The organism is Streptomyces sp. Je 1-332 (assembly GCF_040730185.1).
Classification (GTDB): Bacteria; Actinomycetota; Actinomycetes; order Streptomycetales; family Streptomycetaceae; genus Streptomyces.
Genome location: NZ_CP160402.1, coordinates 829573 through 851869, shown reverse-complemented (window position 1 = coordinate 851869; position 22297 = coordinate 829573). Strand labels below are relative to the sequence as shown.

Genomic DNA, 22297 nt, shown 5'->3' with positions numbered 1-22297 from the left:
CGCAGGAATACTCGTTGCGGGCCGGAACACAGCGATGCGGTACGGCCACCATGGCCGTACCGCATCGCTGCTCAGCGCGCCGAGAAGGTGTGCACCGTGCTGGACCGGTAGGTCTGGCCGGGGCGCAGCACCGTCGAGGGGAACTTCGGCTGGTTCGGGGAGTCCGGGAAGTGCTGGGTCTCCAGGCACAGGCCGTCACCCTGCCGGTAGGTGCGCCCCGAAGGCCCGGTGAGCGTGCCGTCCAGGAAGTTCCCGGAGTAGAACTGCACGCCCGGCTCGGTCGTGGCGACCTCAAGGGTGCGACCCGACCCCGGGTCCCGCAGCGTCGCGAAGTGTTCGGGGCGCTTGGTGATGCCCTTGTCCAGGACCCAGTTGTGGTCGAAGCCCTTGGCGGTCACCAGCTGCGGGTGCGAGACCCGGATGTCCTCGCCCACCGTCTTCGCGCGCCGGAAGTCGAACGGCGTGCCCGCCACCTTCGCAAGATCGCCCGTCGGGATGAGACCGGCGTCGGTCGGCGTGAACCGGGCTGCCGCCAGGGTTAGTTCGTGGTCCAGAATGTCCCCGCTGCCCTCGCCCGCGAGGTTGTAGTACGTGTGGTTCGTCAGGTTCACCACGGTGGCCTTGTCCGTGGTCGCCGCGTAGTCGATGCGCCAGTCGCCGCGGGCGGTGAGGGTGTACGTCACCTTCATGCGCAGGGTCCCCGGGTAACCCATCTCGCCGTCGACGCTCACGTACCGCAGGACGACACCCACGCCCGTGGAGTCCGCGAACGGCTCGACGTCCCACACCCGCGTGTCGAAGCCCTTGGCCCCGCCGTGCAGGCTGTTCTCCCCGTCGTTCACGGAGAGCTGGTGGGTCCTGCCGTCCAGCGAGAAGCGGCCCTTGGCGATGCGGTTGCCGTAGCGGCCGATCAGCGCGCCGAAGAAGGTGGTACCGGCGACGTACGCCTCGATGGTGTCGTAGCCGAGGGAGACGTTGGTGTACCGGCCGTGCCGGTCCGGGAGTTCGAGGGACTGCACGATGCCGCCGTACGAAAGCACCTTCATCCGGGTGCCGCCGTTGGCGAGGGACCAGCGGTACACCTTGGTGCCGTCGGCCAGCTTGCCGAAGAGTTCCTTGGTGGGCGTACGGCCGGAACCCGGTGACGCGTACGAGGCGCCCGCGCCGGCGGCGGTGAGGCCCACGGCAGCGGCCGAGGCCAGGACGGTACGTCTGCTCGTATCCATGTGCGGCTCCTGATTCTCAGCCCGTCCGGCGTTTGAGGACGAGCCCGAAGGGCGATCTGCGGTGCGATGGATCCAGGGGGAGGCGTGGTCGGTCACCTGGGGCTCAGCGCCCCACCTTCCGCTTGTTCCAGACGTCGAAGCCGACCGCGGCCAGCAGCACCAGGCCCTTGATGACCTGCTGGTAGTCGGTGCCTATGTTGACCAGGGACATGCCGTTGTTCAGGACGCCGAGCACCAGGCCGCCGATCACGGCGCCCATCACCGTGCCGACACCGCCGCTCATCGACGCGCCGCCGATGAACGAGGCCGCGATCGCCTCCAGCTCGAAGTTCAGGCCCGCCTGCGGGGTGCCCGCGTTCAGCCGCGCCGCGTACACACAGCCCGCGAGGGCGGCAAGGACGCCCATGTTGACGAAGATCAGGAAGGTGACGCGCTTGTCCTTGACTCCGGACAGCTTCGCCGCCGCCTTGTTGCCGCCGAGCGCGTAGACATGGCGGCCGACGACCGCGTTGCGCATCACGTAGCCGAGGGCGATCAGCAGCCCGCACATGATGAGCAGCACGACGGGAACGCCGTGGAAGCTGGCGAGGGTCAGCGTGAAGGCGACGACGGCGGCGGTGATCGCCACCAGCTTGGCCACCCACAGGCCCGTCGGCGTCACGTCGAGGTCGTAGGCCAACTGCTGCTTGCGGCTGCGCCATTCACGGAACAGCAGGAAGGCGACCGTCACCAGGCCGAGCACCAGCGTCGGGTTGTGGTACTGCGTGTACGGGCCCATCTCGGGGATGAACCCCTTGGCGATGTTCTGGAAGCCCTCGGGGAACGGCGAGAGCGACTGGCCCTCCAGGACGATCTGCGTGAGACCGCGGAAGAGCAGCATCCCGGCCAGCGTCACGATGAACGACGGGATGCCGACGTAGGCGATGAAGAAGCCCTGCCACGCGCCGGCGACCGCGCCGATCAGCAGCGAAAGGACCAGGGCGAGCACCCACGGCATGTCGTGTTTGACCATCATCACCGCGGACATGGCGCCGACGAAGGCGACCAGCGAGCCGACGGACAGGTCGATGTGGCCGGCGATGATGACGATCATCATGCCGATGGCCAGGATGAGGATGTAGCCGTTCTGCTGGATCAGGTTGGACACGTTGTTCGGCAGGAGCAGCGTGCCGTCGGTCCAGATCTGGAACAGGATGACGATGAAGGCCAGGGCGACGAGCATGCCGTACTGGCGCATGTTGGAGCGCACGCTCCGCAGCAGCAGAGCCCCGGCGGACTCCATGGCGGACGGCTTCGACGACGTGTCGCTCGGTGGCGTGGTCGTGGTGGTCATGGCGGATGCCTCAGCTTCTGTTCTTGGTCATGTGGCGCATCAGGAGTTCCTGGGTGGCGTCCGCGCGGTCGACCTCACCGGTCAGCCTGCCCTCGGCCATCGTGTAGATCCGGTCGCACATCCCGAGCAGCTCGGGCAGTTCGGAGGAGATGAACAGCACCGCCTTGCCCGAGGCCGCCAGCTTGTCGATGACGGTGTAGATCTCGTACTTCGCGCCGATGTCGATGCCGCGCGTCGGCTCGTCGAGGATCAGGACCTCGGGGTCGGCGTGGATCCACTTGCTCAGGACGACCTTCTGCTGATTGCCGCCCGAAAGCCGCCCCACCTGCTCGAACACGGTGGGGGCCTTGATGTTCATCGACTTGCGGTAACGCTCGGAGACGGAGCGTTCGCGGTGCTCGTCGACGAAGCCGTCCTTGCGCCGCATGCCCGGCAGTGAGGCCAGGGAGATGTTGCGGTTGATGTTGTCGATGAGGTTGAGGCCGTACTGCTTGCGGTCCTCGGTGACGTACGCGATCCCGGCGTCGACCGCCGCGGGCACGTTCTTCGTCACGACCTCGCGCCCGCCGACCGCCACCGTGCCCGCGACGTACTGCCCGTAGGAGCGCCCGAATACGGACATCGCGAGCTCCGTGCGGCCCGCGCCCATCAGGCCCGCGATGCCGACGATCTCGCCGCGCCGCACGGTGAGCGACACGTCGTCGACGACCTTGCGGTGGTGGTCGACCGGGTGCCGCACCGTCCAGCCCTCGATGGACAGGGCGAGCGACCCGGCGTCCTCCCCCTCGTAGGGCGTGCGGTCGGGGAAGCGGTGGTCGAGGTCGCGGCCGACCATGCCGCGAATGATGCGGTCCTCGGCCACCTGCGGGTCGGACGCGGGGGTCTCACGGACCGTCAGGGTCTCGATGGTCCGCCCGTCGCGCAGGATCGTCACCGAGTCGGTGATCGCCCTGATCTCGTTCAGCTTGTGCGAGATGATGATGCAGGCGATGCCCTGGTCGCGCAGCTCCAGGATGAGGTCGAGGAGCTTCGCGCTGTCCTCGTCGTTCAGGGCGGCCGTCGGCTCGTCGAGGATGAGCAGCTTCACCTCCTTCGACAGGGCTTTGGCGATCTCCACGAGCTGCTGCTTGCCCACGCCGATGTCGGCGACCGGAGTCTGCGGCTTCTCGCTCAGGCCGACCCGCTTGAGCAGGGTGCTCGCCCTGCGCAGCGTGTCGTTCCAGTCGATGAAGCCGCGGGTGCTCTGTTCGTTGCCCAGGAAGATGTTCTCGGCGATGGACAGGTACGGGACGAGCGCCAGCTCCTGATGGATGATCACGATGCCGTGCTTCTCGCTGGCACGGATGTCCTTGAAGGCCACCGGCCGGCCCTCGAAGTGGATCTCACCGTCGTAACTGCCGTGCTCGTGAACGCCGCTGAGGACCTTCATCAGCGTCGACTTGCCCGCGCCGTTCTCGCCGCAGATCGCGTGGATCTCCCCGGCGCCCACGGTCAGGTTCACATCGGAGAGCGCCTTGACGCCGGGGAACGTCTTGGTGATGCCGCGCATCTCCAGTACGGGCCCGCTCACGAGAGCTGCCCGGCCTTGAAGTAGCCCTCGTCCACCAGGAGTTGGGTGTTCGACTTGTCGATGCTGACCGGGTCGAGGAGGAAGGACGGCACGGTTTTCTTGCCGTTGTTGTAGTCCTTGGTGTTGTTGACCTTCGGCTTCTTGTCGTTCAGGACCGCGTCGCCCATGGACACCGTCTGAGCGGCCAGCTTGCGGGTGTCCTTGAACACCGTCTGCGTCTGCTCACCGCGGATGATGGACTTCACCGAAGCGAGCTCCGCGTCCTGTCCCGTGATGATCGGCAGCGGCTGGCTCTTGGAGCCGTACCCCGCGCTCTTCAGCGCGGAGATGATCCCGATCGAGATCCCGTCGTACGGCGAGAGGACCGCGTCGACCTTCGCGGAGCCGTAGTTCTTGCTGATCAGGTCGTCCATGCGCTTCTGCGCGGTGCCGCCGTCCCAGCGCAGCGTGGTGGCCTGGTTCATCTTCGTCTGCTTGCTGCGGACGACGAGCTGGCCGCTGTCGAAGTACGGCTGGAGCACCTTCATGGCGCCGTTCCAGAAGTACTTGGTGTTGTTGTCGTCCGGCGAGCCCGCGAACAGCTCGATGTTGTGCGCGTCGCCGCCCTTCTCGGGCTTGCCCAGCTTCAGTTTGTCGACGATGTACTGGGCCTCCAGGCGGCCGACGCGCTCGTTGTCGAACGACGCGTAGTAGTCGACGTTCTCCGTGCCGAGGATGAGGCGGTCGTACGAGATCACGGGAATGTCCGCGTCGGCCGCGCGCTGAAGCACCTCGGAGAGCGCGGAGCCGTCGATGGCGGCGACCACCAGGAGACTGCGCCCCTTGGTGATCATGTTCTCCAGCTGGGCGATCTGGTTCTCGACCTTGTCGTCGCCGTACTGCAGATCGGTCTTGTACCCGGCCTTCTCGAACTGCTTCGCCATGTTGTTGCCGTCGGCTATCCACCGCTCGGAGGACTTGGTGGGCATGGCGAGTCCGATGGTGCTGCCCTTGCCCTCGTCCGGCTTGTAGCGGCTGCCGCCCAGGGCCTCCTGGCCGCAGGCGGTCAGCGAGCCGAGCAGCACTACGGTGGCCGCGGCTGCGGTGAGACGCACTTTTCTGGAGGTGTGGTCGCTCATGGATCAGTCCCCTTCCGGGACGGGGAAGCGCTGGAGCTCGCCGGGCAGTCGTGCGCCGAGCGGGGACATCCCGCCGTCCGCGCCGTGCCGGGCCAGCAGGTCGAGGGCGAGACGGCCGCGGCGGACCCGCTCACGGGCGGTGGCCAGGGTGTGCTCGCGCAGGTGGGCACCGTAGGGGTAGATGCCGGGGGACTTGCTCAGGCCGAACTTGAGGTAGAGCGGGGCGCCGCGCCTGATCAGCTCCGCCGCCTCGTACATCCGGACGTAGCCGCCGAGGTCGTCGGGCGCCTCGACGTACAGGTCCATCGGGGCGCGGCTGGCCCCGCGGATCTCCGTGATGTGGTCAAGGGTCAGGTCGGAGGGGATGTTGAGGGAGTCCGCGCCGAGCCGCTCGTAGACCGCGTACGAGGCCGGGTTGACCGGGCCGATCAGGGCCGACACCTTGAAGGTCGTGTCGGCGGGAAGCACGCCCGCGACCCGCAGCCGGTGCAGCGTCCACAGCACGCCCTCGTCGGCGACGAGCAGACAGCGCACCCCCAACTCCGTTGCCCGTACGGCGTCTTCGACGCACCCGGCGAGTGCGTCATGGCCGCGCGAGCGAAGACCGGCGCCGCCGGAGTCGGTGCGGGTCCCGGCGCCGATGTCCCAGGTCCCGCGAGGCCCGGTGAACAGGCAGAGCTCGATGTCCCGCTCGGCGCAGGCCTCCACCATCTCGGTGATCTCGTCGTCCGAGAGCATCCAGACGCCGCTGCCCTGGCTGATCCGGTGAACCGGAACGTCGAGCCGCGAACTCTCCTTGAGGACGACGGCGAGCGCCTCGGGCCCCTCCACGGAGGGGATCTCGGTGCGCCAGGTGCCGCCGTCGGGGAACGCGTGCGGCGACGCGTCGGCCGGGTCGATGGCGGGTACGGGGTGCCCGATGCGGGCGAGGGTGTCGACGCCGGGGCGGCGGGGTGCTGACGGGCTGGTCACGGGGCTCCCATACGCTGTGAATTCCGCTGTGTTCGATATTTCGTACGGTGGTCGGTTCAAGAGGACTGCGTGTCACGTCGTCCGCGGGGGCGTCTCAGGGGCGGAGCAGCACCTTCCCGGTCTTCGGGTCGCCGCCGCCGACCAGCGCCACCGCCTCGCCGAACCGCTCCAGCGGGAACTCGTGCGTGATGAGCGGTGCCGGGTCGAGCAAGCCGAGTCCGAACACGCGGACCGCGTCCGACCAGGCGCAGGACGGCGCGCCGAAGACACTGCGCACCTGAAGCTGGCTCAGCGAGAGGTGCACCGGATCGATGCCGACGGCGCCCGGTGTGAACATGCCGGTCAGCACCACCCGGCCGCCCCGGCGCGCGAGGAGGCAGGAGGACGCGGCCGTGCTCGGTGCGCCCGCGGTCTCCACGACCAGGTCGAAACGGCCGTGGTACGCCTCGGCCTCGGCGGGCGTCAGACTCTCGCTCGCCCCGAAGTCCAACGCCTGGCGGCCGCGCTCGGCCCGCGGGTCGACCACGACGAGCTCGCCGGGCGATGATGCGGCGAGCAGCTGCACCGTGAGCATTCCGAGGGTGCCGGCGCCGACCACCGCGATCCGCTCGCCCGGCCTCGGACGCCCCGCCCGCACCGCGCCCGCGATGACCGCGGCGGGTTCGAGCAGGGCCGCCGCTGCCAGGTCCGCCTCCGGGTGCAGCAGGTGCAACAGGCGGGCGGGCACGGCCACATGGTCGGCGAAGGCGCCGGGCTCGGTGAAGCCGGTCTCCGCGTATCCGCCGCCGCACAGGCTCGTCTCGCCCTCGCGGCACCGCTCACAGGTGCCGCAGGCACGGAACCCCTCCGCGACCGTCTTCTGCCCGACGAGAGCCGGGTCGACGCCCGCGCCGGTGGCCTCGACGGTGCCGGACCACTCGTGCCCGGGGACCACGGGGTAGCGGACGTAGGCGGCGTCGCGATGACCGTCGTACACCTCGCGGTCGCTCATGCAGATCCCGGCGGCGGCCACCCGGACCACGACCTCACCGGGGCCCGGCTCGGGCCGCGCCCCGGCCGTGAGCCGGTGCGAGCCCGGCCGGTCGACGACGATCGCACGCGAGCCGGTGAGCGCGTGTGAGTCGGTGCTCACTTCCCGGCCGCCTTGGGGGCGCGCTTCTCCCAGCCCTCGGCCCAGAGGTCGAACCGCGCCTGCTGTTGCGGGAACTCGGCCGCCGCGTCCGTGTCGAGCTCGACACCGAGGCCCGGCTCGTGCGACACCTCGAAGTAGCCGTCGACCACCTGCGGCGCCCCCTTGACCACCTTCTTGATCTCCGCGTCCGCGAAGTCGTTGAAGTGCTCCAGGATCTTGAAGTTGGGTGTGCAGGCGGCCAGTTGCAGCGAGGCGGCCGTGAGCACCGAACCGCCCACGTTGTGCGGGGCGACCAGGGTGTAGTGCGTCTCTGCGGTCGCGGCCAGCTTGCGGGTCTCCAGGATGCCGCCGATGTGACCGAGGTCAGGCTGGATGATGTCGGCGGCCTGGGACTCGAAGAGCTCGCGGAACTCGATCCGGTCGTGGATGCGTTCGCCGGTGGCGATCGGCATGTCCACCTTGGCGGCGACCTTCTCCAGTGCCTTGAGGTTCTCCGGCGGCACCGGCTCCTCCAGCCAGGCGGGCCTGAACGGCGCCATCTCCCGGGCCAGGCGCACAGCGGTCGAGGGGCTGAACCGCCCGTGCATCTCCAGCATCAGCTCGGCGTCGGGGCCGATCGCGTCCCGCACGGCCTCGATCAGCGAGACCGCGTAGGAGGTGCCGGCCTGGTCGAGCTCGAAGTGGCCGGTCCCGAACGGGTCGATCTTCAGGGCGCGGTAGCCCTTCTCGACCACGGCCAGCGCCGCCTTGTGGTACGCCTCCGGAGTGCGCTCGGTGGTGTACCAGCCGTTCGCGTACGCCTTGACCCTGTCGGTCACCTTCCCGCCGAGCAGCTGCCAGACCGGCACACCGAGGGCCTTGCCCTTGATGTCCCAACAGGCCATCTCCACACAGGCGATGCCCGACATGACGATCTCGCCGGCCCGGCCGTAGTCGCCGTACTTCATCTTCCGCACGAGGTCCTCGACCGCGAACGGATCGGACCCCACAATGTGGTTGGCCGCCGCTTCGCGGAGGTAGCCGATGAGTGCGTCGGTGCGGCCGAGCATGCGGGTCTCGCCGACCCCGGTGAGTCCTTCGTCGGTGTGGACCTGGACGTAGGTGAGATTGCGCCACGGCGTTCCCACCACGTGCGTGCTGATTCCCGTAATACGCAAGGCAGTTGCCCCTTGGTTGTTCGGTATTTCGTCACACGTTCGAAATGTTGGCGTGACCGTATTCACGCAGGCGGCAGGGTGTCAATGGGTCGCGCGAAACGGTCTTGGGTTCGCAGGAGTCCCTCGGGCCATTGCGCATCGAACGTCGCTGTGGCTAGCCTGTGTTCGTCATATCGATCGTTGACCGAAGTTTCGGACGCATCCACGGTGCACTCGCGGAGTGGACGCAGTGAATTCGCGGACGCGACTTCGGACGCACCGGGTGGGAGGCCGACCATGGGACGACTCGTTCCCGCGGTGACCAGGGCGCTGGACATACTGGAGCTGTTCCTGGAGGGCGACGGAACACTGTCCGCCCCCGAGGTCACCCGCAGACTGCAGCTGCCGCGCACCACCGTGCACGAACTGCTCACCACCCTCGCCGCCCGTTCGTACCTCGTCCAGAGCCCGGAGCAGGCGGGCCGCTACCGCCTCGGCGTTCGCGCCTACCAGCTCGGCAGCCGGTACGCCGAGCAGCTCGACCTCGCCGCCGAGGGTCAGCAGGTGGCCCGCGAGGTCGCCGAGACCTGTGACGAGACGGTCCACGTGGCGGTCCTGGAGGACACGGACGTCATCTACATCGCCAAGGTGGACTCCACGCACGCCGTGCGCATGGTCTCCGCCGCGGGCCGCAAGCTGCCCGCCCACTGCACGTCGGTCGGCAAGATGCTGCTCGCCTCACTGCCGCAGACGGAGCTCGAATCCCGTCTCGCGGGGCGGGAGTTGGTGGCGATGACGCAGAACAGCATCACGGAGCCGGACGCGCTGCTTTCCGCGCTCGCCGACATCCGGGAGCGAGGCGTCGCGGCCGAACACCGTGAGTCCAACCCGGACGTGAGCTGTGTGGCCGCCCCGGTCCGCGACAGCGCGGGCCACGTCGTCGCGGCCCTCTCCATCTCCGTGCCGATGATCCGCTGGAGCGAGCAGCGCGAACACGAGCTGGCCGAACTCGCGGCCAAGGGTGCGGACGACCTCTCGGAGCGCCTGGGCCACCGGGGCGGACGCTGACCGGCCGGGCAGAACGGCCCTAGCTCCCCGACTCCAGGTCCAGGAGCCGCCGCTTGGCCTCCAGGCCGCCCGCGTACCCGCTCAGCGAGCCGTCGGCGCCGATGACCCGGTGGCAGGGGCGGACGACGAGCAGCGGATTGCGCCCGATGGCCGTGCCCAGGGCGCGGACCGCGGGGCGCGAGACGCCGAGCTGCGCGGCGAGTTTCCCGTACGTGGTGGTCGTGCCGTACGGGAGGCTTTCGAGGGCATGCCAGACCCGCTCCTGGAAGTCGGTGCCGACGCCGCTCACGTACTCGATGTCGAAGTGCTGAAGCGTCCCGGCGAAGTACGCGCGCAGCTGCCCGGCGATCACGTCGAAGGCCTCGTCGTCCCGTCCCCACCCGTCCTGGACGACCTCGCCGCCCTTCTGTCCGGGCAGGGACAGCGAGGCCAGCGCGGTGCCGCCGTTCGCGGTGGCCGACTTCTCGCCGACCAGCAGCAGCTCGCCCAGCGGGCTGTCGACGGTCGTGTAGACGGCCTTGGCTGCCGTGACCTTGCTCATCAGATACTCCCTCTGCCCGGGGGCCCATCCCCGGTGACACCCCAATTCTGCGGGGTGCCGGGGCGTGCGGCTGGCGGGATTCGGACGTGGCGCTCACGGGTGCGCCACGGCCGGCGTCAGGGTCAGCCGGGCGCCCTGCGTACGGTCGGAGGAAGGACCTGTCTCCAGGAGGATCTCGCCCGGCTCCACGACGTACTCCGTGGCGCGGTCCAGCGAGGCAAGCGTATCCGCCTCCACTACGAAGGCGACATCGGCGCTTTCGCCGGGGTCCAGGTCGACCCGCGCGAAACCCCGCAGCTCACGGACGCGCGGCCAGGAACCGGACCCCGCCAGGCGGCGCACATAGAGCTGCACGGTCTCCCGCACGGCACGCGCACCCGTGTTCCGCACGGTGACCGTGCAGGTGAGGGCCGGATCGCCGACCGAGGCCTTCGTGCGAGAGAGCCGTGGCTCCCCGTACTCGACGGTCGTGTACGAGAGCCCGTGGCCGAAGGCGTGCAGCGCGGTGGCGGGCTGGTCCACGTAGCCCCGGTAGCCGTGATCCTTGGCGTTGTAGAACACCGGGAGCTGGGCCGCCGAACGCGGCACGGAGACGGGCAGGCGCCCGACGGGCTCCGCGCGCCCGAAGAGCACGTCGGCGAGCGCCCGCCCGCCCCACGGCCCCGGGTACCAGGCCGAGAGCACGGCACGGGCCCGCCCCGCAAGCTCCGGAACGGCATGCGGCCGCCCCTGGACGAGGACCACGACGACGGGGGTGCCGGTGGCGGCCACTGCGTCGAGCAGCGCCAACTGACCTGACGGGAGGCTCAGTTCCGCGAGGTCGACTCCCTCTCCGCACGTCATCCCCGCCGGAGCTCCGGAGGCGACGATCGCCGCCCCGTTGCTGTCGAAGCGCGTGTCGGCCTCCCGCGCGCTGGACCCGCCGAGCACGAGCACGGCCGTGTCGGCGCCGGCGGCCAGCGCCACCGCGTCCGCGATCCCGCCCTGGTCGCCGCCGACGAGATCGCACCCTCGCGCGTACGTCACCTCGACGCCCGGCGGCGCGACCGCCCTGATGCCGTCGAGGACGGTGAGCCCGGTGCCGGGGCGCTGCGGCGCGGTGTAGTCGCCGAGCTGCTGCGGGAGCGAGTCGGCGTTGGGGCCGATGACAGCGATGCGGGGTGGAGCGGCCAGGGGGAGAGTGGCGCCGTCATGGCTCAGCAGGACGATCGACTCGCGGGCCAGGCGTTCGCTCAACTCGGCCTGGCGGGCCTGTGGTTGCGGCGCTTCGACGACGTAGGGGCGCTCAAAGAGGCCCAGTTGGAACTTCAGCGTCAGGACGCGGGCGACCGCGGCGTCCAGTGCGTGCTCGGAGGCCAGGCCGCGCTCCACCGCCTCCGCGAGCCGCGGGAAGCAGCCGTCCCACAGGCTCAGATCCGTGCCCGCGTTCAGGGCGAGCGCGCCCGCCGACACAGGGTCTCCGGTGAGGCGCACGAGACGGTCGAGGGCGCACCCGTCGGCCATGACCAGGCCGGTGAACCCCCAGCGCTCGCGCAGCAGACCGGTGAGCAGCTCGCGGTTGGCCGCGCACGGCAGACCGTCGAACTCGTTGTACGCGGCCATGACGCCCGCGGCCCCGGCGCGTACGCCCGCCCGCGCCGCGACCAGGTGGATCTCGTGGAGCTCGCGCGGGCCCAGCTCCGTGGCCGCGCTGTTGCGCCCGCCGACCGTCGCGCCCTGCCCGGCGAAGTGCTTGAGCACGACCGCGGCCCGGTCCGGGGCGTACGAGGTGCCGTGCCCCTGCATGCCCCGCACCAGAGCCTGGGTGAACCGCGCCGCCAGGTAGGGGTCCTCGCCGAAGCACTCCTCCGCGCGGCCCCAGCGCGGGTCGCGCACCAGGTCCAGCGCCGGGACGAGCGCGACGTGGGCGCCCCTGGCGCGCAGCTCGGCCGCCGCGCCCGCCGCCGCTGCCTCGTACAGATCCGGGTCCCAGGTCGCTCCCACCGCGAGGTTCACCGGCAGGACGGTGCCGTCCAGGGCCTGGTGGCCGTGCGGGACCTCCTCGACCAGGAGTACCGGGATGCCGAGCCGGGTGTGGGAGACGACGTGCCGCTGCACCGAGTCGGCGACCCGCGCCGCGTCCGCCGCCGTGATGCCGTCGGCGAACGTCACTCCCGACCACGGGTCGGCGCGCTGCAGTCCGTACAGCGCGCCCATCCCGTCGAACGCGGCGACCTCGGCACGGAAGGCGTCCGTCAGGCGGTGACCTTCCTGGGCGCCCGCCGTCCGCTCGTAGGCGTCCCAGCCGTACATCCGCTGGTTGACCTGGCCCACCTTCTCGGTGAGCGTCATCCGGGAGAGCAGGTCCCGCACCCGGTCGGCGACCGGGGCTGCGGCGTCCCGGTACAGGGGCGCGCTCACCGCTGTTCGAGGACGCGCACGCCGAACGGGGCGAGCCGCACCTCCTCCACCGCCTCTCCCGTCTCCAGGTCGTGCAGCGAACCGTCCACCGCCGGGCGCACCGTCAGCTCCTCCTCCGACTGGCCGACCAGCCACACGAACCGCCGCCCGTCCTCGTGCACCAGGACGTCCGCCGAGACATACGGGCTGTCGACCGTGACCGGGCGCTCAACGCCCGCCAGTTGAGCCAGCGCCGCGTAGAGCCGGTGCGTCTGCTCCGGGTTGACGCGGGCCGTGCGCGCGGCCATGTGCTCCAGGGGGTAAGTGGCAAGGACCGTACGGCCGCGGCCCGTCTCGTGCACCAGCAGCGCCGGGCGGCCGTGCGCGTCCTTCGCCACCACGCGCGCGCTCGTCGGGACCACCGGCAGGTAGGCACGGCTGTCCTCGTTGCCCGCCACCGGGAAGCGCAGTGTCTCGCCCGCCGCGATGGCGCCGAACTCCTCGGTGAACGTCAGCTCGAGAACGTCGTCCTCGATGGGTTCGGCCACCCCGTACGAGAGCTGGAGCTCGACCCCGAAGAGGCCGTCCAGGCCGTCGAACCACGGGCCGCGCGTCCCGGGGTGCTCGCCGGAGCAGAACGACAGGTACACGGTGGCGCCCTCGCGGGCCCGCCGCTCCAGCTCGCGCCGCGTACGGGTCGTCAACTGCCGCGTGGACGGCAGGAGATACAGCGTGGCCTCTCCGGGGAGCCCGTCCGCCTCCCGCGTGAGCGCCACCGGCAGATCGGCCCCGCGCGCGGCGACGTACCCCTGATGGAGGGACGTGAAGATCAGGGGTCGGTCGGCGGGGCGGCTGTAGGGGTAGCCGCGCTCCAGGAACGCGGGCACGACGAGCGCCGCGTCCGCGTCCGAGCGCCGGCAGTGGGCGAAGTCGACCTGCTCCAACACCCGTGAGAACGAGTGGAGTTCGACGAGCGGGGCCTTCGGGGCGCCGGTGCTGTCCGTGATGCCGAAGTGCATCTCGAAGGGGTGGTGGTCGTACGGCGACTGGTCCCACAGGTCGTCGTAGTCGGTGTTGTTCCAGGCCATCCAGCCGGTCGCGCCGCCGAGGAGGGAGTTGTGGAGCGTCTGGCGGTAGTAGATCCCCGCGTTCTCGGCCGACACGGTGTCCGTCGAGAGGCCGAACTCCTCCAGGATCACCGGCTGTTCGGTGACGGCGGCCAGCTCGCACTCGAACGCGGCGCGGTAGTGCTGACGTACGCGGTCCGTGTCCGAGCGGTACACATGGGGGCCCACGAAATCGACGTACTCGGCGGTGTCCCGCAGCGAGAAGCCGTTGTCGCGGCCCGTCACCTCGATGCCCCACGCGCCGTCGCCGAGCGAGACCGGCTGTGTGCCGCCCGCGGCGCGCACCGCGTCGCACATGAACTGCGCCCAGGCGGTGACGACGTCGCTCGACGGCGGATCCACCTGGTAGACGCGGCCGTAGCCCGGCATCTCGTTGGTGATGAGCCAGCCGGTGACCCCCGCGTGGTCCTTGAAGCGGCGCGTCATCTGCGACACGAACCACGCCTGGCGGCCGACCAGCCACACGTCCTCGTAGAGGTCGCGGCCCCCGCGCCACGCCGGGTCCCAGTTCTCGCCGGACATGTGCCCGACGATGAAGGTGGGGACCGTGCCCATCCCCAACTCGGTGTGGGCGTCGAGGAAGTCACGGAAGCGCTCGCACAGCTCCTCGTCGATGCGGTGCGGCTCGGGGTGGAAGTCCGGCCAGTAGAAGAACGAGCGGGTCATGGTCAGGCCGTGCTCGCGCAGCACGGCCAGTTCCTCGCGGACCGTCTTCGGGTCGTAGTTCCGCCACATCAGCGGACCGCCGGTGCGGGACCAGAAGTTGGCGCCGATCCAGGGCAGGACGGCGGAGTCATGGGTGAGGTGGGCGCTGTGGCGTCGCATGGGGGTACTCAGGTCTTTCCGTACGGGGGTGGAGAGGTGATCAGAAGCGGCGGTCAGTGGGCGGGCCCCGTCGACTCGCGGACGACAAGACGCGGCCGGTCGTCGAGAGGGACGTGCGGCACGTCCTCACCGCACTGGGCGAGCAGCGCCCGCGCGGCAGCCGCGCCGACCCGCTGGACCTGCTGGTCGACGGTCGTCAGACGCGGATGCAGCCAGCGGCCGATCGGGAGGTTGTCGTAGCCGACGACGGACAGGTCCTCCGGGACGCGAAGGCCGGAGCGCTGAGCGGCGCCGATACCGCACACCGCCATGGAGTCGTTCGCGTACATGACGGCGGTGGGGCGCTCCGCCATGCCGAGCAGCTCCTCGGTCGCGGTGACGGCCGCCGCCTCGGAGAAGTCGGTGCTCAGGACGGCGACCGGTTCAACTCCCTTGCTCCGCAACGTCTCTTCGAAGACCGCGCGGCGCTGTCCCGTGTGCAGCAGTTCGCCGGGCCCCGACACATAGGCGATGCGCCGGTGGCCGAGCCCCATGAGGTGGTCCACGGCTTCGTGTATGCCGGCGCCCTGGTCGCCCAGACCCACGGTGGGCACGGGCGTGTCCGGGTGGGGCGCGCCGAGCAGCACCGCGGGCAGACCGAGACCGCGCAGCAGCGGCGGGCGGGGGTCGTCGGCGCGGGCGTCGGTCAGGACGGCGCCGTCGACGCGGCCCTCGGCGGCCAGGCGCTCGTACAGCGCGCTCTCCTCCGCCACATCCGTGACCAGGTGGAGCAGCAAGCCATAGCCGCGCGGGGCGAGTTCGCCCTCCAGGCCGGTGATCAGCTCGCCGAAGTGCGGGTCCGCGCCGAGCACGTCGGTGGGGCGGCGCACGACCAGGGCCAGCGTGCGGGTCCGCGCGCTGCGCAGCGCCGTGGCCGTCGCGCTGGGCGACCAGCCGAGCTCGGCGGCGGCGTCCAGGATGCGGCGCCGGGTGGCCTCGGAGATGCGGCCCTTGGCGTTGAAGGCCTGCGAGACGGCTGCCGTGGAGACCCCGGCCGCCGCGGCGACGGCCTTGATCGTGGGGCGCCCGCCGCTGTCCCTCCTGGATGCTTCCGACCCGTTCACATCTTCACCGCCCCACTGACGAGAGCCTGCTGCATCCGCTTCTGCAGCACCGTGTAGACGGCCCATACCGGTACGAGAGTCAGTACCGTACCGGCGGTCAGCACCCCGTAATCCGTCCCCGTCAGGGACTTGAGGGTGGGCAGGGCGACCTGCACGGTGCGCTGGGACGGGTCGGGGCCGATGATCACGAGCGAGTACAGATACTCGTTCCAGAACGTCAGGAAGTTCAGGAGCAGCACCGTCGCGATGCCGGGCAGGCACATCGGCGTATAGACGTGGCGCAGGACCGCGAAGGTGGAGGCGCCGTCCATCCGCGCCGCCTCCTCCATCTCCTTGGGGATGGTCCGCATGAACTGCACCAGGATGACGACGGACAGCGGCATCGCGGTGGCGGGCAGGAAGAGCACCATGAACATGCGCGTGTGGAACAGACCGGTGGCCGCCGCGAGCAGGAACGTCGGGAAGAGCGCGGCGAACGTCGGGATGAGGAAGCCCAGCGAGAAGACCTTCTCCACGAACGCGCCGAGCGGGCCCGTCGCGCGGGCGATCGCGAAGGCGGCCGGAATCGCCAGGCCCAGCGTCAGGACCAGCGAAAAGGACGTCACCAGAGCCGAGTTGACGACCGCGAGCCCCAGATCGGCGCTCTCGAAGGCGGTGTCGAAGTTGCCGAAGGACAGTGAGGTGGGCAGGGAGAAGGGGCTCGCGAAGATCTGCTCGTTCGTCTTGAAGGCCGAGGCGAGCAGGTAGTAGAGGGGGACGACGAGCAGCGCCGCGTACGCCCACGCCAGGATGTGCGCGGGCAGCCAGGACTTTCCGTGCTTCAAGGTGACCGGCTCCGATCAGGGGTCTGGCGGCGTCAGTAGTTCTGGCGGAACGCGCGGCGGATGGTGAGCAGGCCGACGAGACCGACCAGGAAGAGGAGCACGCCGACGGTCTGGCTGTAGCCGAGGTCGGCCGCGATGAACGCCTTCTGGTAGACGAGGAAGGACAGCGTGGTCGACGAGCTGCCGGGGCCGCCCTGCGTAAGGAGCAGGACGTGCTGGGCCGACCCGAAGAACGTCCAGAGGAACTGCAGCATCGTCACCACGCCCACGTACTCGCGGATGACCGGGAAGTGCACGCCCCACATCGTCCGCCAGTGCCCGGCGCCGTCCAGCTGCGCCGCCTCGCCGAGCTCCTCGGGCACGCTGCCGAGCCGCGCGGCGAACAGGACGGCGGTGAAGCCGATCCCGCCCCAGATGTCGAGCACGATCAGACAGGCGAGCGCCGTCGAGGGGGAGGCCAGCCAGGCGTCGGTCACCGAGCCGAGCCCCACCGACTTCAGCGCGCCGTTGACCAGGCCGTCGGGGGACAGGGCGGCGTAGAAAACCATCGCCTTGGCCGGGGTGGAGATCAGGCCGGGTATGAAGAGGAGGTAGCGCAGGACACGGTGCCCCGGCGGCTTCTGCGCCACGTAGTAGCCCAGCATGTACGCGCACACGATCATGACCGGCAGCGCAACGGCCAGCTGGACCGCCGTATTGCGCACGGCGTCCCAGAGCACCGGGTCGTCGAAGACCGTGCGGACGTTGTCGAACCCGGCGAACGAGACGGGCTGGAGCATGCCCGGCCAGCGCAGGGCCGCGATCACGAAGATCGCGATCATCGGCCCGACCATGAAGACCAGGTACCAGATCAGGGCGGGGACGGCGAGGATCGTGCCGCCTTCCTGGCGGCGTGCGCGGATCGGGGGCTCGGCGGAGGCAGCGGGGCGGACGTCGGTCCCGCCCGGCGTCGACATCGTTGTCGTCATCTCGGGTGACTCCCAGAAGGCTCGGGCGGCTCGGGCAGCTCGGACGGACGGCGGCTCATGCGGTGCGGTACGCGGCTTCGAGCACGGAACGCACCTTGGCGGGGCTCGTGCCACGCGTGAACGCCGTACTGGTCGCGGTGATCAGCGGCTGCGTCGCGGCCGGCGGGACGTAGACGTCGGGCAGCAGGGCCTCGCTGACGTCGTCGCCGAGCTTCTGCGCATCGGCGACCAGCGGGAAGTCCGTGCTGAGCGTGTCGGAGCGCAGCGCCATGTCGCGCCCGCTCTCCTTGATGAACCGCGAGACGGTGTCGGGCCGGTACATGAAGCGCAGGAACTTCTCGACCGCGTCCAGCTTCTTCGTGCCGTTCGGGCTGATCCAGAACCCGATCAGGGTGTATGTCCGCAGGATCGTCGGCTTGTCGTGCGCGGCGTCCGGCGCGAGGGGCCAGCCTCCGACCTCGGTGTGCCGGGCGACCTTCTCCGGGACCTTCGCCAGTGCCGACGACATCGCGGACTGGATGGCCGCCGCCTCGGTGTTGAACTGCGTCGTCATCGTGTCGGAGGTCAGGCCCTGTGCCTTGTCGGCGAAGACTCCCGCGTCGCGCAGGGCGGCGAAGTACTCGATGCCGTCGCGGGCGCCCCGGCTGCCGCTGAAGTCACCGCTCGTGAACACCTTCCGCGCCTCGTCGGGGGTCAGGAAGGTCTGGATGATCTGCGCCAGGAGCTTCTGGCCCGTCCAGTCGTTGCCGCCGACGGTCACCGGCGCGATGCCCTTGGCGCGGAGCTTGCGGGCCGCGGCGATCAGCTGGTCGCCGGTGGTGGGGATGGCGTCGACCCCGGCCTTGTCGAGCAGCGCGGTGTTGTAGGCGACCGGCCAGTTGGTGGCGAAGTACGGGAAGGCCCGAAGCCGTCCCTTGCCGTCGGTCCAGGCGCCGAGGGCGACGGGCAGGACGCGCTTTCGCAGCCCCCAGTCGTCCATGTATCCCTTGACGTCGACGGTGGCCCCGACATCGGTCCAGGCCAGCGTCTTGTCGTAGAGGTTCACCATGACGACGTCCGGCTCCTTGCGGGCGAGCCGTGAGGTCTCGTAGACCTGCGCGAGGTCGTCGCCGTTGACGAGGTTCTTCACCTTCAGGCCCGGGTTCTCCTCCCGGAAGGTGTTCAGGGCGGACAGGTACGTGGGCGAGCCCGGCGCGGTGGTGCCGAGCTGGCTGTGCACCACGAGCGTGTCGGGATCGGAATCCGCCGACGCCAGCGTGGAGCAGCCGGCGACGGCGGGCAGGGTGGTGGCGGCGGTCAGGCCTGAACCTGCGGCGAGGAAGCCGCGCCGACTCATCGTTGAGCGCACAGCGGGATGTCTCCAACCAGGACGATGACAACCAGGGGTTAATCGATATACCTGCGGGGGTGCGAGGAGCGTAGGAGGGCTTCGTCGAACGGTCAATGGCCTGTTGCGCACCGCGAATCTTCCGGCGAATGCGGCAATCCGGGCGCAGGCTGGGCGCAGGTTCGTCGCAGTCTCGGCGCCCCGCTTTTATGCAACTAGTTGCACAACAGGTGATGCGTCGTCTAGAACAGTCGTGACGACCATCGCGCACGGAGGCCCCGCATGAGCCGCTACCCGAACCTGCTGAACCCCCTGGACCTGGGCTTCACCACCCTGCCCAACCGGGTCCTGATGGGGTCCATGCACGTGGGCCTCGAAGAGGCGCCGGACGGCTTCCGGCGGATGGCGGAGTTCTACGCGACCCGTGCGCGAGGCGGTGTCGGCCTCATCGTCACGGGCGGTATCGCCCCGAACGAGCTCGGCCGCCCCTGGGACGGAGGCGCCAAGCTGACCACCGAGGCGGAGGCGCGGGAGCACGCGGGCATCACGGCCGCCGTGCACGCCGAGGGCGGCAAGATCGCCATGCAGATCCTGCACTTCGGGCGGTACGCCTACCACGAGGGCCTCGTCGCGCCGAGCGCGATCAAGGCGCCGATCAGCCCCTTCGTGCCGCGCACCCTGGAGGACGCCGAGGTCGAGCAGACCATCGAGGACTTCGTGCGCGCCGCCGAACTCGCCAAGCTCGCGGGCTACGACGGCGTCGAGGTCATGGGTTCCGAGGGCTACTTGATCAACGAGTTCATCGCGGCCCCCACCAACCAGCGCGACGACCGCTGGGGTGGTGCCTACGAGAACCGCATCCGCTTCCCCGTCGAGATCGTCCGCCGCATACGCGAGCGCGTCGGCGCGGACTTCATCATCATCTACCGCCTCTCGATGCTGGACCTCGTCCCCGGCGGCTCGACCCTCGAAGAGGTCGTCCACCTCGCCAAGGAGATCGAGGCGGCGGGCGCCACGATCATCAACACCGGCATCGGCTGGCACGAGGCGCGCATCCCCACCATCGCCACGTCGGTGCCGCGCGGTGCGTACACCTTCGTCACGAAGAAGGTCATGGGCCAGGTCTCCGTACCGCTCGTGACCACCAACCGCATCAACACCCCCGAGATCGCGGAGCAGTTGCTCGCCGACGGCGCCGCCGACATGGTGTCCCTGGCCCGCCCGCTGCTCGCCGACCCGGATTTCGTGGCCAAGGCGAAGGCCGAGCAGTCCGATGCCATCAACACCTGCATCGGCTGCAACCAGGCCTGCCTGGACCACACCTTCAACCTCCAGATCACCTCCTGCCTGGTGAACCCGCGCGCCTGCCACGAGACCGAGCTCGTCCTCGCGCCGACCCGCACCAAGAAGCGCGTCGCCGTCGTCGGCGCGGGCCCGGCGGGACTCGCCTTCGCGGTGTCGGCGGCCGAGCGCGGCCACGACGTCACGCTCATCGACGCCGCGTCCGAGATCGGCGGCCAGTTGAACGTCGCGCGCAAGGTCCCCGGCAAGGAAGAGTTCGACGAGACCCTGCGCTATTTCCGCACCCAGCTCGAACTGCACGGCGTAGAAGTGTGGTTGAACACCCGCGCCACCGCGGAGAGCCTCGCGAAGGCGGCGTACGACGAAGTGGTCGTCGCCACCGGAGTCACCCCCCGCACCCCCGAGATCCCCGGCATCGACCACCCCAGCGTGGTCGGCTACCTCGACGTGCTGCGCGACAGCGCGCCGGTGGGGGAGCGCGTCGCGATCATCGGCGCGGGCGGCATCGGCTTCGACGTGGCCGAGTACCTCACCGACAGCGGCGACAAGGCGAGCCTGGACCCGGTGACGTACTTCCGTCAGTGGGGCGTCGACATGGACTACAAGGACCGCGGCGGCCTGACCGCGCCCGACCGCCCCACCCCGCCGCGCTCCGTGCACCTCCTGCAGCGCAAGACGTCCAAGGTCGGACAGGGCCTCGGCAAGACCACGGGCTGGATCCACCGCACCGAGCTGCGCCACCGCGGCGTCACGATGGTCGCCGGCGCGAGCTACGACCTCATCGACGACGCGGGCCTGCACATCACTGTCGACGGACAGTCCACGGTCATCCCCGTCGACACGGTCGTCCTCTGCTCGGGCCAGGACCCGCGCCGCGACCTGTACGAGGAGCTGCTCGCCGGCGGGCACAGCGCGCACCTCATCGGAGGCGCGGACGTCGCCGCCGAGCTGGACGCCAAGCGGGCCATCAAGCAGGGCACGGAGCTGGCCGCGGCGCTGTGACCCCGGGCGTCCTATGACAGCGGGCGCCCCGTGACCCCGGGCGCCTGCTCCGGGCGCCGTACCTAGGATGGCCGCCATGTCACTCCCGCACGCGATCCTCACCGCCCTGCTCGAGAAGCCTTCGTCGGGGTTGGAGCTGACCCGCAGGTTCGACAAGTCGATCGGCTACTTCTGGTCGGCCACGCACCAGCAGATCTACCGCGAGCTGGGAAAACTGGAGCGGGACGGGGCCATCCGCGCCCTTGAGCAGCAACAGGCGACCCGCGGGCAGAAGAAGGAGTACGAGGTCCTGCCCGCGGGCCGCGCCGAGCTGGCCCGCTGGACGGCAGCGAGCCAGGATCCCAAGCCGTTGCGGGACACGCTGCTGCTGCGCCTGCGGGCGGCGGCGGTCGTCGGAACGGACGGCATCGAGGCTGACCTGAACCGCCATCTCACCCTGCACCGGCGGCAGTTGGCCGAGTATGAGGAGATCGAGAAGCGGGACTTCCCGCCGGGGAAGGACGCGGTGGAGGACCGGCTGCGGCATGTGGTGCTGCGGGCCGGGATCGATCTGGAGACGTTCTGGACGCGGTGGCTCGAGCAGACCCTGGAGGAGCTCGGGGCGCCGGAGGCGTGAAGCTTCCCTCAGGTGGTCCTCGGGTGGTCCTCGGGTGGTCCTCGCGTGGTCCTCGGGTTCCTCGGGTGTCCTCAGGATGACGGCTGCCGCCGGCCCAGCGTGACTGGGGGCCGACGGCAGCCGCCTTTCGGTGGCCCTGGATCAGAGCCGGTGCTGCGCGCCGCGGCGACGCAGGTACCAGGCGCCACCACCGCCCACGGCCAGGACCACCAGGGCCCCGCCCGCGGCGAGGGTGAAGGTGCCGTAGTCCTCGCTGCCGCCGCCGAGACCGCCCCGGACGCCGCGCGGGGGCGCCGTCGTGGAGCGGGTCGTCGGCGATGCCGATGCCCCGACGGTGACCGTCTGTGAACCGGCTGTCGTACCGTCCTCGCAGATCACGGCCACCGTGTGGAGACCGGTGCTGACGTTCTGCCAGGACGCGCTGCCGCTCGTGAGGGGCATCTGCCTGCCCGCGGCGAAGCTTGCCTGGCCGTTGCTCATCAGCGAGGCGTCGCCCCCGTCGGGGCAGGCCGCCGTGATCACCGTGACCGTCGTTCCCCTGGCGGTGACCGTGATTCCTCCGGGGGCGGCGGATGCCGACGGAGCGGTCAGTGCCATTGGAAGCGCAGCCGCGGCGGCGATGGTCAGGCCGGAGCGGACGGATATCTGAAGTGTGCGCATGAGTGTCTGCCCTCCGGTGGCACGGGAGGCGGTACATCCCATGCGCCGCCGGGGGTCGGGGAGCGCCC

18 protein-coding genes are annotated in these 22297 nt (G+C 70.2%); 3 read left to right on the top strand and 15 right to left on the bottom strand.

Translation table 11 applies throughout. The features are described from left to right. Nucleotides 1-71: 71 nt before the first annotated feature. The 7 genes from ABXJ52_RS03975 to ABXJ52_RS03945 all read right to left on the bottom strand — a co-directional run bounded on the left by ABXJ52_RS03975 (nucleotide 72) and on the right by ABXJ52_RS03945 (nucleotide 8508). Nucleotides 72-1226 carry an aldose epimerase family protein gene (locus tag ABXJ52_RS03975; protein WP_367039194.1) on the bottom strand — a complete coding sequence of 385 codons (1155 nt, stop codon included), beginning with the start codon at nucleotides 1224-1226 and terminating at the stop codon, nucleotides 72-74. A gap of 103 nt (nucleotides 1227-1329) precedes the next feature. After that, nucleotides 1330-2559: a multiple monosaccharide ABC transporter permease gene (mmsB, locus tag ABXJ52_RS03970; RefSeq protein ID WP_367039192.1), complete on the bottom strand. Its 1230-nt coding sequence runs from the start codon at nucleotides 2557-2559 to the stop codon at nucleotides 1330-1332. A gap of 10 nt (nucleotides 2560-2569) precedes the next feature. Beyond that, on the bottom strand, nucleotides 2570-4108 hold the full coding sequence (mmsA, locus tag ABXJ52_RS03965) for a multiple monosaccharide ABC transporter ATP-binding protein (RefSeq protein ID WP_367048794.1): 1539 nt from the start codon (nucleotides 4106-4108) through the stop codon (nucleotides 2570-2572). Between the two features lie 17 nt (nucleotides 4109-4125). Continuing rightward, on the bottom strand, nucleotides 4126-5247 hold the full coding sequence (gene chvE / locus ABXJ52_RS03960; protein ID WP_367039189.1) for a multiple monosaccharide ABC transporter substrate-binding protein: 1122 nt from the start codon (nucleotides 5245-5247) through the stop codon (nucleotides 4126-4128). A gap of 3 nt (nucleotides 5248-5250) precedes the next feature. Beyond that, a complete protein-coding gene (locus tag ABXJ52_RS03955) occupies nucleotides 5251-6219 on the bottom strand; it encodes a hypothetical protein (RefSeq protein WP_367039187.1) in 969 nt (322 codons plus the stop codon). Between the two features lie 94 nt (nucleotides 6220-6313). Further along, nucleotides 6314-7351, bottom strand: coding sequence for an alcohol dehydrogenase catalytic domain-containing protein (locus ABXJ52_RS03950; protein WP_367039184.1), 1038 nt, complete (start codon nucleotides 7349-7351; stop codon nucleotides 6314-6316). Next, on the bottom strand, nucleotides 7348-8508 hold the full coding sequence (locus ABXJ52_RS03945; RefSeq protein ID WP_367039180.1) for a mandelate racemase/muconate lactonizing enzyme family protein: 1161 nt from the start codon (nucleotides 8506-8508) through the stop codon (nucleotides 7348-7350). The genes ABXJ52_RS03950 and ABXJ52_RS03945 overlap by 4 nt, the downstream gene beginning before the upstream one ends. A gap of 276 nt (nucleotides 8509-8784) precedes the next feature. Between ABXJ52_RS03945 and ABXJ52_RS03940 the strand changes: the two genes are divergently transcribed. Next, nucleotides 8785-9555, top strand: a complete 771-nt coding sequence (locus ABXJ52_RS03940) for an IclR family transcriptional regulator (RefSeq protein WP_367039177.1) — start codon at nucleotides 8785-8787, stop codon at nucleotides 9553-9555. Nucleotides 9556-9574: 19 nt separating this feature from the next. Here the strand turns inward: ABXJ52_RS03940 and ABXJ52_RS03935 are convergent, their stop codons facing one another. The 7 genes from ABXJ52_RS03935 to ABXJ52_RS03905 form a co-directional block, all read right to left on the bottom strand. Beyond that, nucleotides 9575-10096 (bottom strand): methylated-DNA--[protein]-cysteine S-methyltransferase, encoded by a 522-nt coding sequence (locus ABXJ52_RS03935; protein WP_367039174.1) that lies wholly within the window; start codon nucleotides 10094-10096, stop codon nucleotides 9575-9577. A 93-nt stretch (nucleotides 10097-10189) separates the two neighbouring features. Next, the gene (locus ABXJ52_RS03930) at nucleotides 10190-12496 is read right to left on the bottom strand and encodes a glycoside hydrolase family 3 N-terminal domain-containing protein (protein WP_367039172.1); all 2307 of its coding nucleotides are present in this window, start codon (nucleotides 12494-12496) and stop codon (nucleotides 10190-10192) included. Beyond that, complete coding sequence (locus ABXJ52_RS03925; RefSeq protein WP_367039170.1) at nucleotides 12493-14427, bottom strand: cellulase family glycosylhydrolase; 1935 nt, start codon at nucleotides 14425-14427, stop codon at nucleotides 12493-12495. The genes ABXJ52_RS03930 and ABXJ52_RS03925 overlap by 4 nt, the downstream gene beginning before the upstream one ends. Nucleotides 14428-14480: 53 nt before the next feature. Then, entirely contained in the window at nucleotides 14481-15530 is a 1050-nt protein-coding gene (locus ABXJ52_RS03920; protein WP_367039168.1) for a LacI family DNA-binding transcriptional regulator, read from the bottom strand. Continuing rightward, nucleotides 15527-16354, bottom strand: a complete 828-nt coding sequence (locus tag ABXJ52_RS03915; protein ID WP_367039167.1) for a carbohydrate ABC transporter permease — start codon at nucleotides 16352-16354, stop codon at nucleotides 15527-15529. The genes ABXJ52_RS03920 and ABXJ52_RS03915 overlap by 4 nt, the downstream gene beginning before the upstream one ends. A 32-nt stretch (nucleotides 16355-16386) precedes the next feature. Continuing rightward, a complete protein-coding gene (locus ABXJ52_RS03910; protein WP_367039165.1) occupies nucleotides 16387-17322 on the bottom strand; it encodes a sugar ABC transporter permease in 936 nt (311 codons plus the stop codon). 55 nt (nucleotides 17323-17377) lie between these two features. After that, nucleotides 17378-18670, bottom strand: a complete 1293-nt coding sequence (locus ABXJ52_RS03905) for an ABC transporter substrate-binding protein (RefSeq protein ID WP_367039164.1) — start codon at nucleotides 18668-18670, stop codon at nucleotides 17378-17380. 261 nt (nucleotides 18671-18931) lie between these two features. Here ABXJ52_RS03905 and ABXJ52_RS03900 point away from each other — a divergent pair, with 261 nt between their 5' ends. Further along, on the top strand, nucleotides 18932-20953 hold the full coding sequence (locus ABXJ52_RS03900) for an NADPH-dependent 2,4-dienoyl-CoA reductase (RefSeq protein ID WP_367039162.1): 2022 nt from the start codon (nucleotides 18932-18934) through the stop codon (nucleotides 20951-20953). A gap of 76 nt (nucleotides 20954-21029) precedes the next feature. Beyond that, nucleotides 21030-21569, top strand: coding sequence for a PadR family transcriptional regulator (locus ABXJ52_RS03895; RefSeq protein WP_367039161.1), 540 nt, complete (start codon nucleotides 21030-21032; stop codon nucleotides 21567-21569). A gap of 141 nt (nucleotides 21570-21710) precedes the next feature. On the opposite strand, the gene ABXJ52_RS03890 is transcribed toward ABXJ52_RS03895, so the two are convergent. Further along, nucleotides 21711-22229 (bottom strand): hypothetical protein, encoded by a 519-nt coding sequence (locus tag ABXJ52_RS03890; protein WP_367039159.1) that lies wholly within the window; start codon nucleotides 22227-22229, stop codon nucleotides 21711-21713. Nucleotides 22230-22297: the final 68 nt, after the last annotated feature.

Excerpts from the sequence above, each read along its gene's own strand:
- mmsB (WP_367039192.1), bottom strand. The coding sequence starts at position 2,559 with ATGACCACCACGACCACGCCACCGAGCGACACGTCGTCGAAGCCGTCC.
- ABXJ52_RS03910 (WP_367039165.1), bottom strand. The coding sequence starts at position 17,322 with ATGACGACAACGATGTCGACGCCGGGCGGGACCGACGTCCGCCCCGCT.
- ABXJ52_RS03935 (WP_367039174.1), bottom strand. The coding sequence starts at position 10,096 with ATGAGCAAGGTCACGGCAGCCAAGGCCGTCTACACGACCGTCGACAGC.
- ABXJ52_RS03900 (WP_367039162.1), top strand. The coding sequence starts at position 18,932 with ATGAGCCGCTACCCGAACCTGCTGAACCCCCTGGACCTGGGCTTCACC.
- ABXJ52_RS03925 (WP_367039170.1), bottom strand. The coding sequence starts at position 14,427 with ATGCGACGCCACAGCGCCCACCTCACCCATGACTCCGCCGTCCTGCCC.
- ABXJ52_RS03895 (WP_367039161.1), top strand. The coding sequence starts at position 21,030 with ATGTCACTCCCGCACGCGATCCTCACCGCCCTGCTCGAGAAGCCTTCG.
- chvE (WP_367039189.1), bottom strand. The coding sequence starts at position 5,247 with ATGAGCGACCACACCTCCAGAAAAGTGCGTCTCACCGCAGCCGCGGCC.
- ABXJ52_RS03890 (WP_367039159.1), bottom strand. The coding sequence starts at position 22,229 with ATGCGCACACTTCAGATATCCGTCCGCTCCGGCCTGACCATCGCCGCC.
- ABXJ52_RS03975 (WP_367039194.1), bottom strand. The coding sequence starts at position 1,226 with ATGGATACGAGCAGACGTACCGTCCTGGCCTCGGCCGCTGCCGTGGGC.
- mmsA (WP_367048794.1), bottom strand. The coding sequence starts at position 4,108 with ATGCGCGGCATCACCAAGACGTTCCCCGGCGTCAAGGCGCTCTCCGAT.
- ABXJ52_RS03940 (WP_367039177.1), top strand. The coding sequence starts at position 8,785 with ATGGGACGACTCGTTCCCGCGGTGACCAGGGCGCTGGACATACTGGAG.